Below are 10902 nucleotides of genomic sequence, written 5' to 3' on the forward strand. Positions count from 1 at the left end.
CGTGCCGCCGGACACTCACCGACTGACGGAATACGACTGCATATTGAATCGCACTAGACGACAGACACGATCTTGCCGCGTGTATGGCGCTCGCGCATTCCGACCAGCGCTGCATCAATTTCATCGAGCCCGATGACTTCTGCTATCGGCACCACAAGCCGACCGTCGGCCACTCGGTCAAGGAGGTCGGTCAGCATGATGCTGAGGTCGCGGCGATGGCGATCCTCGCCGTGGCTGTACGCGGCGCCGAGGGAGATTTCGTGAACCGATGGCGAGATGCCAAAGGACGCAATCGCGTGCAACTCCGGCACACCTGCGATGCAGGCGATGCCACCCGTGTACCCCAGCATGGCGAGGTGGCGCGTGGCGCTTGCTGAGTTGACGGCGTCCACGACAGCGTCGAGACCGCGGCCATCGTTGGCGGCAAGGATCTGTTCTGCTGCATCGGCGGCGCGGTAGTCGATGACCACGGTGGCGCCGAGGCGCATGACATCCTCATGTCCGTGCGAGGCAAGTGCGATGACGTGCGCACCGGCCCGGGCGGCAAGCTGCACGGCGAATCCACCGACTCCACCGGTGGCTCCAGTAATGAGGATGCTCTGCCCCGAACGGACATCGAGCCGTCGGTGTACGGCCTGATATGCAGTCATGCCGGCGCAAGGGACGGCTGCTGCCTGAACACAAGTGACACCGTCCGGGATCCGTGCCAGAACTTCCGCACCGAATATGACGAACTGTGCCGCCGCACCGTCAGCACGAAGGTCGCCGTGACCCGCAACTCGATCACCTACGCGCCACTCTGTGACACCATCACCGATCGCGTCGACGACGCCTGCGGCATCCAAGATCGGCACGTGCGGCCAGACCCACTGTGCGTTTCCCGACGCTGCAAGTTCCGCATCTACCGGATTCAGGCCGATCGCCTCAACCTTGATCCGCACTTGACCGGGACCCGCCTGAGGGACAGGGAGATCGACAAGCGTAAGCGGAGCTCCGGCACGCTCCTGCGCAAGAGAAAACATCGTGATCCCACCTTATAGAGCGACCAGCCGAACATTCCGCTGACCCCCGGTCGGTATGCAACCCAGGTTGACAGGATTGCATTTAGCAACATAGGTTGACGGTATGGAGTCTTCGCAGATCGCGGCATTGGCAACAGATACCAGCAACCCGAGAGCGGGATTGCGGGCGGTGGCATCGTTGCGCATACTCGCGGACACCTTGGAGCTTCGGCAAGTCGAGGCCGCCTTGCGTTCAGGCATGAATTGGCAGGACATCGCCGACGCGCTCGGGGTGACACGACAGGCCGCCCATAAGAAGCACTCCAAACGAATCGACCCCACGATCCCGACCCTCAGGAGGAATGCATGAGCAAGTTCGTTCGCGCCGCTCAAACGAGTCAATCGCTCTCCCTTGCCGCCATGGAGGAAGCATCCAGGCTCGGGCTTCGCGAAGCGGACATCGAGCATATGTTCCTCGCCATGGTCATCAATGACCAATCTGCCGGCCGCGCACTGCGCAGCTTAGGTATCGACCTTGACAGCGCCCGTCGTGCTGTCGAGAAGCAGCACGAGATGCAGCTCGCTTCTCTCGGCATCGACGCCTCGTTTCCCGAGGCTGGAAGGATCGTGTTCCACGAGACGGACGGGTACGAGTGGAGTAAGCGTGCTTCTGACCTCATCGCCAAATCTGGCGGCAAGGGCAAGGCCGGCGACGCCGCCGCAGTGCTCCGAGAACTCGTCGCGGAGCCCAGCGGTTTGATCGCAGACATCCTCGACCACCTGGGCACCACGCCCGACGCTCTGCTCGAGCATCTCGAACAGTTCGCCTCCCCCGGTGGGGCGGCTATGCCTGCTGCAGCAAAGGTGAAGGGTCGGACCTCAGTGTCGATAGAGACGTTCGCCTGCGCGCCGATGGAGGCGGTATGGGAGCTCCTCGCAGACCCCGCACGCATTCCCGAGTGGGAACCCGGCATCGGCGTCATCGATCACGCCAGCCGGGATGCGACGCCAGGTACGGTCTGGCAGGGTTTCGCGCCCACCAGTTACCCAGACGGGAAGCCGGTGAAGGTAAGACCCAAATTTCATCGCCGGAGCATTGAACTCATCGCAGCACATCAACCGGGAAGCATCGCGTGGAGCTTTGGATATCCCGACGCCGCGCGGAGCAATCCGATTCTGACTGAATTCGCCTTAGTGACCACGACAGGTGGCACCCAACTCCAGATCCGCAAGTCATGGTCGCGACGCCACGGCTGGCGAGGACTCATCGCATTGCTGCTGCGTCCCATCCAGAAGCTCTTCGTGTGGATCGCCCTGTTCCAGACGGGGAGCGCGATCAGCCGAACATTCCGCTAGCGTCGGCGGCTGCGCGGCCATGCACCACACTGTCGAAACGTGCCAGGTAACCTGAATTGCCATGATCGACGAGAAACGCCCAGGACTGACAGCGAATCTGACCGGCGGTGAACTACTCCGTTGGTATTGGCTCAAGGAAGAGCTGGCCGACTTCGCCAGACGGCTCGGCATCCGGGCGACCGGCGGCAAGGAGATTCTGACCCAACGGATCGCAGCGAAGCTAGACGACGTTCCTTTCGCGGAGTCGCAACGGGCCAGCCGCGCTGTCCGTGCGCAACTGACCAGCCCGCTGACACCAGAAACGGTGATCCCTGAGGGTCAACGGTGCAGTCAGATCGTACGCGCCTGGTTTGTCGAGCATGTGGGAGGGGCCTTCGGGTTCGATGCCGAGATGCGCTCCTTCTTTGCTGGTGCCGACGGCACGCAGACCATGCAAGATGCGCTCGACCACTATTGGGCAACGCGCGAGCAGGGCGCAAAGACGATCGACGCCCAGTTCGAGTACAACAGATTCACCCGTGCCTGGCACGAGGCCAACCCCACGGGTGCCCGCGAGGATCTTCTCCACGCCTGGCAGAGGTACAGGGAGCACCCGATAGACCAGCGGGGAAGAGCGTGAGCCCGAACGGATTCGCGAAAGCCGGCGTGCGCGAGAGACCTCAACGAAGCCCGGATAGATTGCCCCAGTCGTTCCGTAACAAGCCGTACACCCAGGAATCGGACACGTCACCGTTGACGATGCAATCCTCGCGCAATGTCCCCTCACGTATGAAGCCCAACTTCTCGAGAACACGAGCTGATGCCGAGTTGCGCGTATCGGTCTCGGACTGCACGCGGTTGAGGTCGAGCGTTTCGAAGGCCCACTCGAGCAGGGCGTGTGCTGCCTCTGTCGCATAGCCGTGGCCCCAGGCAGCTTCGGTGAGGCAGTACCCCAGGGACGCACTTCGAAAGTCAGAGTTCCAACTGTTGAAGGTGCACCAGCCGAGGAACACGTGGTCAGACAGGCGCTCAATGACGATCCGCGCACCACTGCCTTCCTCAGCCATCTTGTGACAGCCGACCATGAAGCGCGTGACAGATGCCCTCTCCACCCACGGCGCAGAGTCCCAATAGCGCAACACCTCGGCATTGCTCTGCAACGCAAAAAGGTCGTCCGCGTCTGCATCCGTGAACGGACGCAATCGCAGTCGTTCTGTCTCCAACGTCGGGGTCGGCAGAATCATGCGATCAGTTTCGCACGATGTGAAAGCCCGCAGCAGCTTCATCGTCGGTCGCAGCGATCTCATCAACGCTCGGCACGCTCACGCGACTTTCCGCGGTGTGATCGACGCGATCTGCTCCCCTGCGATGCCCTCAGCGCGGTCGAGCTCGTAGTGGCTCTGCAGGTTGATCCAGAACTCCGCCGAAGTTCCGAAGTACTTCGCAAGCCGCAACGCAGTGCGCAAGGACCTCCATCAGCGATAACTACCACGAAGAGCGCATCCACCGGCACCCAGTGCCCGCGCCTCGACCGCTGACGTTGAAGCAGAACTCAACCACGTTCCGGTACAGACCAACCTCTGACTCCTGAACCGTCACAGAACGGCGGTTCCTGAGAGGACCACCTCGGCTCGCCCGCCGACCCACAATGTGTGGTCTTCGACACTGACATGGATGCGACCTCTTCGGCCCATCGCGGTTCCCTGCGCGGCGATATAGGGCGCGTTGGCGCGTTGTATCGCGATCAGCCATTCCGCGGCCGCGGCGTTCAGACTCCCTGTCACTGGATCCTCGAGCAGCGGCTTGTCACCCTCGGTGAAGAATGCTCGCAGTTCGAACGCCGTCTCCGAGCCCGGGTCCTGAGCGCCGATGACGCCGATGTCCCATCGGCCCGGATGCGCTGTCGCGTCCGGACGCAGCTTCAGGACAGTGTTCGCGTGATCGAGCAGAAGCCCCACCCAGCCCGGGCCGTTGTCGAGCCATTCCGCGGCCAGCACCCGTTCGGGCTCGACCCCGAGGATCTCGATCACTACGGCGAGCAGGTCGGGGTCGACGGGACCCGAGCGCAGTCGTGGGGGCGCTGTGAAGGCGAGGCGGTCCGCCTCGACGCGCACGGGGACCAGCCCAGCACCGCATTCCTGCATCACGACGCCTGGCGTCGCAGGGACGCCTCCCGCATCCAGCCATGCCCGAGCGGTTCCCAGGGTCGGGTGCCCCGCGAAGGGAAGCTCTGTGTTCAGGCTGAAGATGCGCACCCGGTAGTCCGCGCCTCGCTCTGTCGGGGGCAGCACGAAGGTGCACTCCGATAGGTTCGACCAGACCGAGAACCGCTTGAGGGCATCGTCGTCGAGTCCCTCGGCATCGAGCACGACAGCGACGGGGTTTCCCGTGCAGGATTCCTCGCCGAACACGTCGACCTGCCGAAATCGCCTCATATGCCGAGGATAGCTTTTCACCGTGGCATCCTGGATGGGCAACGGCAGGCCACTTCTCCAGGGCGGGCCCCCAGCTGCTCCGCGACGACAGCGACGACACGGCCAACGCGCCGCGTTGATCCTCTGGACTGACGATGTTCGTGCTGGCTATGCGCGGCTCATCGAGCTCGGAGCGAAGCCAATCAAGACGCCAGCGACATGGCTCGGTCGCCTGCTCATTGCGTGGGTTGAGGAGCTCGCCGGACATCTGATGCAGGTCATGCAAGCCGTCAACTGACGAGACATCTTCGTTGACAGTGTCATGCTCACCTACGAGACAAGCTATCGGTGCACCAGCCGCGACCGACCTCTCCCTCGCACCCCAGGACGTGGGCTCACCGCCCGACGCGGAAACCTTGCCACGGTGCGATCGCATCAGCCATCTCGATGCCCAGTTCGTCGAGAACCGCAGGTTCCCGCAGATCGACGATGGCGGATGTGTCGACATCAACCGAAGCGATCTCGAGCGAAGCGGATCGCGAATCCTTGTGAGCTACCATCCACTGCCCACCAGGCACCTCGGGTACCAGCCCAAGTCGAGCACCGGGTGGCGCCGCATGCGATCGAAGCATAAAATGAACACGAGTTCATTGAAAGGGTCATCGTGCCGCGGACGACAGAGCAGAACGAAGCGTTGCGCTCAGCCACGCGCTCCGCTGTGGAGACGGCTGCCGTCCGGGTGTTCGCGCACCGTGGTTTCGCGGCCACGAACATGCGTCAGATCGCCATCGAGGCGGGGATCAGCACCGGGTCGATCTACCGGCACTACGCGAGCAAGCAAGAGCTGTTCGATGAACTGATCGATCAGGCCTCGCGCGGGCTCGGGGCTGTCGCCGCGCAGCTCTCGACGGAAGGGGATCCGATCTCCATGATCCGATCCTTCACCGAGGTATACGTGGCGGACCTCGTAGCGAACGACGGCGCGGCCGAGTTCTACATGATGATAAATCAGGGCGTCACGACGGACACCCCGGAGGGAACCTCATCTCGGCTGGCCGCATCACAGAGAACGATCTGGCGGGCCTTCGCCTCGCTGATCGCGCGAGGCCAAGCTAAGGGTCAGATCGCCGAGGGAGACTCCGCCCGACTAACCACTCACTACTTCGCCATGCTAACCGGCATCACAACGTTGCACGTTGCTCTGGGGGAGGAATCCGCGAAGCCCGATGTCGACCTGATCCTACGAGTATTCACAGGAGGGCCCCGATGAAGATCGAAGTCACACGTGCAGACGAACTCGGGGAGGAGTACCGACACCAGATCGCGGAAGTTCTCACGCAAGGATTCGCCGAGGATTTCGCCTTCTTCTCCAAGAACGCGGATGTACTCGCCGACGCATTCGCCGCGATGCTCATCCTGGAGCGCTTCCACATCGCGCTCGTCGACGGCGAGCCCGCCGCGGTCGCGGTCGTCACCGAAGGCGAGCAGGAGTGCTTCAAGCCGGATCGGCACGAGCTCCAGCGCGTGCTCGGTCCAATACACGGGATGATCAGCTATCGGATCATCCGAAGCCAATTCATGGGGGCTTACGACGGTGCCCGCGACGGTCTGACGGAGATTGCATTCGTCACGACAGCGCCGCAGCATCAGGGCAAAGGCGTAGCCACTGCGCTGATGCGTCGGCTCCTGGAGCTGCCCTCCGACGAGTTCGTGCTACGTGATATCAAGGACACCAACACCCCCGCCCTCGGACTGTACGCCAAGCTCGGATTCACCGAGACGCAGCGACGACGCATCAAGTTCGCGAAGCGAGCTGGGTTCTCCGCGTATGTCTCGATGGGCCTCAACCGCGCGAAGGCTGATGCTTGAAGGGCGCACGAACTCGACAGGTCCGGAAGCGCGCTTCGGGGCTCTCCTCAAGTCCGGGCTCTAGATCGAAAAGCGGAACTCGACCGGATTACGTCAGCGTTAGCGGTGTGGTCGACGAGTTCGGTGTGACGGACGACTGAGCCTGCGCGGGAATGTAGACACTCGCTACACATTCGCAAACAGAGAGTGAATGTTTCCCTCCGGATCCGCGAAGAAGCCGGTGAACTGGTCCCACTCCCGCAACGCCGGTCGCCCCGTTGGCGTCGCCCCCGCAGCGACCAGCTGATCGTAGCGCCGCTCCACCTCGTCCGCGCTATCACACTGAAGGTTCAGTTCGAATGCCTGGCCGGTGAACCGCATGGCATATGCCGGATGCCCGTCGGTGTTCCCGCTCATCAATGGACGAGAGAAGATCGCGACGCGGACCCCCTGTCCCCCGAACGCGACGTACGCTTCTTCGCGAACCTCCACTTCCCAGCCGAGTGCGATCTCATAGAAATCGGCGAGAGTCGCTACATCATCGGCGAGAACGGTAATACCTTCGAGATGAATCACCATACGCCGACCGTAGCCGGAGCGTCCGACATACCGACTGCCCTACCGCTCAACGCGTGCGCTAGTTGTTGAAGCGGAACTCCACCGAGTTCCGGTACCGAGAAACCTCGACCGTGCCGTCCGAAAGCAGGATGACATGAGCCGCGCTCGACGTCTGTCGCGGGCTGCATGGAGCTCGTCGGAATGACTCCAGAAGAGTCTCAGCACTTGGATCCAGGTGCTGGCTTCATGAGGTAGACGTCGATCGGGTCCTGACTCACGAGGGTGAACCCGTGACGTTCATACAGACGACGGGCAGGACTCCCCTGAAGCACATTGAGCCTGAACGGCTGTCCCGCAGTGTCGGCGCTCAGAATCCGAGCGAGGGCCCAGCTGCCGGTGCCCTGCCCCTGCTGTGCGGGGTCGAGGTAGAAATGCTCGATCCACACCCCGTCATCGTCAGATCGCACCGCGACATAGTCGCCGATGCCACCTGGATGGCCGAGCTTCGAGCGGTGGTCATGCGACCCCGCCTGCCGAAGCAGACGGGGCCTTTCATGAAGTCCTGAGCATCAGACGTCGAAGGGGAACTCCACCACGTCGCTGCAGATCCCAACCTCTCACCGACACGTCTGCGGCTGTGGCAATGCGTGCCGCTCAATGACCGTGCGTCAAGGAGCCTGAGTGCCGCCGCACCACGTCCCGCGCCCAGTCCCGCAATGCGGCCTCGGAGACCGCAGGCTGCTCGAGATGGACATTGTGCCCAGCCCCGTCGATCACGACGTAGCTCGCTCGCGGGTAGTGCGCGAGCAGGGCGAACTGATCCTCGAAGCCCACGACGTGATCCTGACGTCCGGTGATGATCACCGTCGGCCCATCGAACCGATCGAACACATCCTCAGGCCGCTCCTCGAGGAAGTAGCGCTGCGAGAGGCGAACCATCGCCGCCTCGTCGGCGGCCCGAATACCTGGGAGCGCATGATCGCGAAATGCCCTCCAGGACTCAGCGTCCTGACGTACTGCCATGCCCGCGAACTCTTCACGATCGGAGGGTGTCAGCGAATCCATCACCTCGGCATCGGTCTCGAGCACTTCGAACGTCGGCAGCCGGCGCAGCGACGCATCAGGCTCCACCGCGGGCGCGATCAGAGCGAGGCCGATGACCTGCCGCGGGAGCACCGAGACCACGTGCCTCGCCAGAAGGCCGCCCATCGAATTCGCCAGGAGCGCGAACGGGCGCTCTCCGACAAGATCGCCGATCACGTCGACGAGCCATCGCGCAAGCTCTGGAAGTCCGCCAGCACCATCGATCGGGGGCGTTTCGCCGAAGCCGGGAAGATCGAGATAGATCCTCTCCCAGTCCCCGCTCTCCACGAAGCACTCGTCGAGCGCGAGCAGCAACCGATGATCAACTCCGTTGCCGTGCACCGCAATGAGCGGGACGCCGCTGCCTCGCCGCACGAGGTTCACGCCCGAGATCATGCGACCTTCAGCGGTGTGATCGCTGCGACCTTGTCACGCAGCACCCGACGCTCGAGCCTCAGTTCGTAGTTCGACTGCAGGTTCATCCAGAGCTCCTCAGATGTCCCGAAGTACCGCGCCAGGCGGATAGCCGTGTCTGCCGTGATACCCCGCTTGCCGTGCACGATCTCGTTGATCCGGCGCGGCGGCACGCCGATGGACACAGCCAGCTTGTTCTGTGTGATCCCGAAACCCTCGATGAAGTCCTCCATCAGGATCTCCCCCGGATGGATCGGCTCGATCAGATCAGCCTCAGTGGTAGTCGACGAGTTCGACATCGTCCGCACCTCCCTCTCTCCAGACGAAGCAGATGCGCCACTGCGCGTTGACCCGGATGCTGTGCTGACCACGACGGTCACCCGAGAGCTGCTCCAGGCGGTTGCCGGGCGGGATCCTCAGATCCTCGACATCCTTCGCCGCATGGATCAACTCGAGCTTCCGCAAGGTCGCCCGCTGCACCGTCCGGTCAACATGCTTGACGTACTGCTCATGCCAGATGCGCTCGGTGTCCTTGCTACCGAACGATCTGATCACGAGACCAGTGTATAACGGAGGCCGTCAATAACGCTAGACGTTAAATCGGAATTCAACCACGTCGCCACAGATAGCAAACCTTTGACATGACAACCCTCACTTCTTGCCTGCTGAGGTTGTACTGTGCCGCCACTCGCAAGAGTGCCCACAGATAGCAAACCTCGCCAACGTCACGGCTGGGCCGAGATTTCTTCGGGCCGCAGCTCCTCAACAATGCTCGTCCCGCTCTCAGGAAGGGGATTCCGAAGCCCACGACTCTTCGAATCGGACTCGGCCATCATCGAGCACAAGGATCCGACTCTCGCAGCGACCTGGCGTCGTCGTGCCATCCTTACCGAGGTGACCATCCCGGAATGAGAGCCTGTCTTCCGCACATGTTCCCACGAGATACCACCGGGAGTGACTAGCGAACGCATCCCTCGCTTTGTTCCGTGAGCATCCAGCCGTCGTTAGTTGACTTGAGGTGGATAGTCCCACACTTGCCGCTTCCGACGTATGTGGAGAACAGCGTCGCCTCCGATGCAGTCTCCGAGACGACCTCCACATTCACGTCGGCACTTGCCCCTGTCGCGGAGTACATGGCCGCGGTTGCCGTGATCATCGTCTTGCAGTCGGGGAACTGTGTTCCGAGGGTTCCCGCGAACTCAGAAATCATGCGTTTCTGTAGCTCATCGGTCATAAGCGAGCACGCTAGAACCGCGTCCGGCTCCCGCGACGCGGCAAGCCAGGCTAGGTAGCTCTCGACGGGGGTAACAATTATGTCCTCGTCCGGAGCTACGGGGGCCGGTGTCGAGGGCTCCTCGGTCGGCGTATTCGAGGCGATCGGAGCTTCCGTCTCACGCGGCGGCTCGGCTGCGCTCGTGCACCCCACGAGCGTCAATGCGATCATTGCGCAGAGAGTTGGAAGAACAGGGCGTGCACGCATTTTTCTCCAGGGTCTGAGAATGCTCGAGCGAAGTTATCCGCTGAAGCGAAGACAATGACCACTCCATTTTATTGGAGCACAGAGAGCGGTCGCACCCCGGAGTCGGTCTAATGGTGAACGACGCGCGTTAGTTGAGGCGAGGCTAGCTCCCCTCAGCCGTACCTCCAAACCCAAATTACTTAGAACTCTTGAAACGCTGCAGATTGTGCGCGTTGGGTCACTGCCGCGGTAGCATTCAAATCAATACACCAGTCGGGATACACACGAAAGCCGCGTTTTCCAGGCCCAGGGCCGGATGTGATTCCAAGTTGGGTAAGGTGCGACGCGGTGAAGCGAAATACTCCGCGATGACCAAGCTGCTCCACGAACACCAGCAGACCCGCGTTAACGCCATCAGTCGAGAAAGGTTCGGTCACGCCGTTTTCATCGCGCGACCAGAACGCAAGAAACGCACCCGGTTTGGTCGGCGTGGTGCGCGCGGTCCTGATATGCCAATAATCCTCGCCGATTCTCGTAAGCCCGGACTCGTAATCACTGTTCTGCGCTTCGGGCGTTACCGATGCGGTGATCCCGACGGTAGCAGCATACGCGTCAAATGCACTGAAATTCACCCGTTGAACCTATCACTGCAGCTCGACCGGTCGCAGGGCCACTCCACCCAAGAAACGTGTAAGCGCCGGACCCCGCAGTGGGATCCGGCGCTTACGCTAAAGGTTAAAGCGAAACGCGACTGGGACTGCTGACGGTTTAGTTGACTCGTCTTGTTTGG

The 10902-nt window shown here is 62.0% G+C and carries 18 protein-coding genes and 1 pseudogene; 6 read left to right on the plus strand and 13 right to left on the minus strand.

Translation table 11 applies throughout. The features are described from left to right. Positions 1–53 precede the first annotated feature (53 nt). Positions 54–1022, minus strand: coding sequence for a zinc-binding dehydrogenase (locus ACTU6V_RS10445; protein ID WP_443467202.1), 969 nt, complete (start codon positions 1020–1022; stop codon positions 54–56). Positions 1023–1125: 103 nt separating this feature from the next. Between ACTU6V_RS10445 and ACTU6V_RS10450 the strand changes: the two genes are divergently transcribed. The 3 genes from ACTU6V_RS10450 to ACTU6V_RS10460 all read left to right on the plus strand — a co-directional run bounded on the left by ACTU6V_RS10450 (position 1126) and on the right by ACTU6V_RS10460 (position 2976). Continuing rightward, the gene (locus ACTU6V_RS10450) at positions 1126–1371 is read left to right on the plus strand and encodes a hypothetical protein (protein ID WP_443475551.1); all 246 of its coding nucleotides are present in this window, start codon (positions 1126–1128) and stop codon (positions 1369–1371) included. Next, positions 1368–2357, plus strand: a complete 990-nt coding sequence (locus tag ACTU6V_RS10455; protein ID WP_443475552.1) for an SRPBCC family protein — start codon at positions 1368–1370, stop codon at positions 2355–2357. Before ACTU6V_RS10450 ends, ACTU6V_RS10455 begins: the two co-directional genes overlap by 4 nt. A gap of 61 nt (positions 2358–2418) precedes the next feature. Then, complete coding sequence (locus tag ACTU6V_RS10460; protein WP_443475553.1) at positions 2419–2976, plus strand: DUF6434 domain-containing protein; 558 nt, start codon at positions 2419–2421, stop codon at positions 2974–2976. A gap of 40 nt (positions 2977–3016) precedes the next feature. Here ACTU6V_RS10460 and ACTU6V_RS10465 read toward each other — a convergent pair whose 3' ends face one another. The 3 genes and pseudogenes from ACTU6V_RS10465 to ACTU6V_RS10475 form a co-directional block, all read right to left on the minus strand. Next, a complete protein-coding gene (locus ACTU6V_RS10465) occupies positions 3017–3580 on the minus strand; it encodes a GNAT family N-acetyltransferase (RefSeq protein ID WP_443467206.1) in 564 nt (187 codons plus the stop codon). A gap of 78 nt (positions 3581–3658) precedes the next feature. Further along, positions 3659–3796 (minus strand): annotated as a pseudogene (locus ACTU6V_RS10470) (helix-turn-helix transcriptional regulator); the annotation flags it as partial. Between the two features lie 135 nt (positions 3797–3931). Then, entirely contained in the window at positions 3932–4771 is an 840-nt protein-coding gene (locus tag ACTU6V_RS10475) for a PhzF family protein (RefSeq protein ID WP_443475554.1), read from the minus strand. Positions 4772–4793: 22 nt separating this feature from the next. Here ACTU6V_RS10475 and ACTU6V_RS10480 point away from each other — a divergent pair, with 22 nt between their 5' ends. Then, positions 4794–5048 (plus strand): hypothetical protein, encoded by a 255-nt coding sequence (locus ACTU6V_RS10480; RefSeq protein WP_443475555.1) that lies wholly within the window; start codon positions 4794–4796, stop codon positions 5046–5048. Positions 5049–5145: 97 nt separating this feature from the next. Here the strand turns inward: ACTU6V_RS10480 and ACTU6V_RS10485 are convergent, their stop codons facing one another. Next, entirely contained in the window at positions 5146–5310 is a 165-nt protein-coding gene (locus ACTU6V_RS10485) for a hypothetical protein (RefSeq protein ID WP_443475556.1), read from the minus strand. A gap of 104 nt (positions 5311–5414) precedes the next feature. Here ACTU6V_RS10485 and ACTU6V_RS10490 point away from each other — a divergent pair, with 104 nt between their 5' ends. Together ACTU6V_RS10490 and ACTU6V_RS10495 are read left to right on the plus strand one after the other, a co-directional pair. Continuing rightward, on the plus strand, positions 5415–6020 hold the full coding sequence (locus tag ACTU6V_RS10490; protein WP_443467209.1) for a TetR/AcrR family transcriptional regulator: 606 nt from the start codon (positions 5415–5417) through the stop codon (positions 6018–6020). Further along, a complete protein-coding gene (locus tag ACTU6V_RS10495; protein ID WP_443467210.1) occupies positions 6017–6619 on the plus strand; it encodes a GNAT family N-acetyltransferase in 603 nt (200 codons plus the stop codon). The genes ACTU6V_RS10490 and ACTU6V_RS10495 overlap by 4 nt, the downstream gene beginning before the upstream one ends. Before the next feature lie 165 nt (positions 6620–6784). Here the strand turns inward: ACTU6V_RS10495 and ACTU6V_RS10500 are convergent, their stop codons facing one another. The 8 genes from ACTU6V_RS10500 to ACTU6V_RS10530 all read right to left on the minus strand — a co-directional run bounded on the left by ACTU6V_RS10500 (position 6785) and on the right by ACTU6V_RS10530 (position 10744). Further along, positions 6785–7177, minus strand: coding sequence for a VOC family protein (locus tag ACTU6V_RS10500; protein ID WP_443475557.1), 393 nt, complete (start codon positions 7175–7177; stop codon positions 6785–6787). 197 nt (positions 7178–7374) lie between these two features. After that, entirely contained in the window at positions 7375–7623 is a 249-nt protein-coding gene (locus ACTU6V_RS10505; RefSeq protein WP_443475558.1) for a GNAT family N-acetyltransferase, read from the minus strand. A 187-nt stretch (positions 7624–7810) separates the two neighbouring features. Next, a complete protein-coding gene (locus ACTU6V_RS10510; RefSeq protein ID WP_443475559.1) occupies positions 7811–8635 on the minus strand; it encodes an alpha/beta fold hydrolase in 825 nt (274 codons plus the stop codon). Continuing rightward, positions 8632–8952 (minus strand): HigA family addiction module antitoxin, encoded by a 321-nt coding sequence (locus ACTU6V_RS10515; RefSeq protein ID WP_443467213.1) that lies wholly within the window; start codon positions 8950–8952, stop codon positions 8632–8634. The genes ACTU6V_RS10510 and ACTU6V_RS10515 overlap by 4 nt, the downstream gene beginning before the upstream one ends. Beyond that, the gene (locus tag ACTU6V_RS10520; RefSeq protein WP_443467214.1) at positions 8927–9208 is read right to left on the minus strand and encodes a type II toxin-antitoxin system RelE/ParE family toxin; all 282 of its coding nucleotides are present in this window, start codon (positions 9206–9208) and stop codon (positions 8927–8929) included. Before ACTU6V_RS10520 ends, ACTU6V_RS10515 begins: the two co-directional genes overlap by 26 nt. Before the next feature lie 228 nt (positions 9209–9436). After that, positions 9437–9685 (minus strand): avidin-fold protein, encoded by a 249-nt coding sequence (locus ACTU6V_RS15140; protein ID WP_511198796.1) that lies wholly within the window; start codon positions 9683–9685, stop codon positions 9437–9439. Further along, positions 9612–10097, minus strand: a complete 486-nt coding sequence (locus ACTU6V_RS10525) for a hypothetical protein (RefSeq protein ID WP_443475560.1) — start codon at positions 10095–10097, stop codon at positions 9612–9614. The genes ACTU6V_RS15140 and ACTU6V_RS10525 overlap by 74 nt, the downstream gene beginning before the upstream one ends. Positions 10098–10312: 215 nt before the next feature. Then, positions 10313–10744: a MepB family protein gene (locus tag ACTU6V_RS10530; protein WP_443475561.1), complete on the minus strand. Its 432-nt coding sequence runs from the start codon at positions 10742–10744 to the stop codon at positions 10313–10315. Positions 10745–10902: the final 158 nt, after the last annotated feature.

Origin of the sequence: Microbacterium zouquanmingi, assembly GCF_052266675.1 — a bacterium.
Taxonomy (GTDB): Bacteria; Actinomycetota; Actinomycetes; order Actinomycetales; family Microbacteriaceae; genus Microbacterium.

Bases quoted from the DNA above. Each gene is read 5' to 3' on its own strand.
- ACTU6V_RS10460 (WP_443475553.1), top strand. From the start codon at position 2,419: ATGATCGACGAGAAACGCCCAGGACTGACAGCGAATCTGACCGGCGGT.
- ACTU6V_RS10475 (WP_443475554.1), bottom strand. From the start codon at position 4,771: ATGAGGCGATTTCGGCAGGTCGACGTGTTCGGCGAGGAATCCTGCACG.
- ACTU6V_RS10500 (WP_443475557.1), bottom strand. From the start codon at position 7,177: ATGGTGATTCATCTCGAAGGTATTACCGTTCTCGCCGATGATGTAGCG.
- ACTU6V_RS10455 (WP_443475552.1), top strand. From the start codon at position 1,368: ATGAGCAAGTTCGTTCGCGCCGCTCAAACGAGTCAATCGCTCTCCCTT.
- ACTU6V_RS10445 (WP_443467202.1), bottom strand. From the start codon at position 1,022: ATGTTTTCTCTTGCGCAGGAGCGTGCCGGAGCTCCGCTTACGCTTGTC.
- ACTU6V_RS10485 (WP_443475556.1), bottom strand. From the start codon at position 5,310: ATGGTAGCTCACAAGGATTCGCGATCCGCTTCGCTCGAGATCGCTTCG.
- ACTU6V_RS10510 (WP_443475559.1), bottom strand. From the start codon at position 8,635: ATGATCTCGGGCGTGAACCTCGTGCGGCGAGGCAGCGGCGTCCCGCTC.
- ACTU6V_RS10515 (WP_443467213.1), bottom strand. From the start codon at position 8,952: ATGTCGAACTCGTCGACTACCACTGAGGCTGATCTGATCGAGCCGATC.
- ACTU6V_RS10525 (WP_443475560.1), bottom strand. From the start codon at position 10,097: ATGATCGCATTGACGCTCGTGGGGTGCACGAGCGCAGCCGAGCCGCCG.
- ACTU6V_RS10465 (WP_443467206.1), bottom strand. From the start codon at position 3,580: ATGATTCTGCCGACCCCGACGTTGGAGACAGAACGACTGCGATTGCGT.
- ACTU6V_RS10495 (WP_443467210.1), top strand. From the start codon at position 6,017: ATGAAGATCGAAGTCACACGTGCAGACGAACTCGGGGAGGAGTACCGA.
- ACTU6V_RS10450 (WP_443475551.1), top strand. From the start codon at position 1,126: ATGGAGTCTTCGCAGATCGCGGCATTGGCAACAGATACCAGCAACCCG.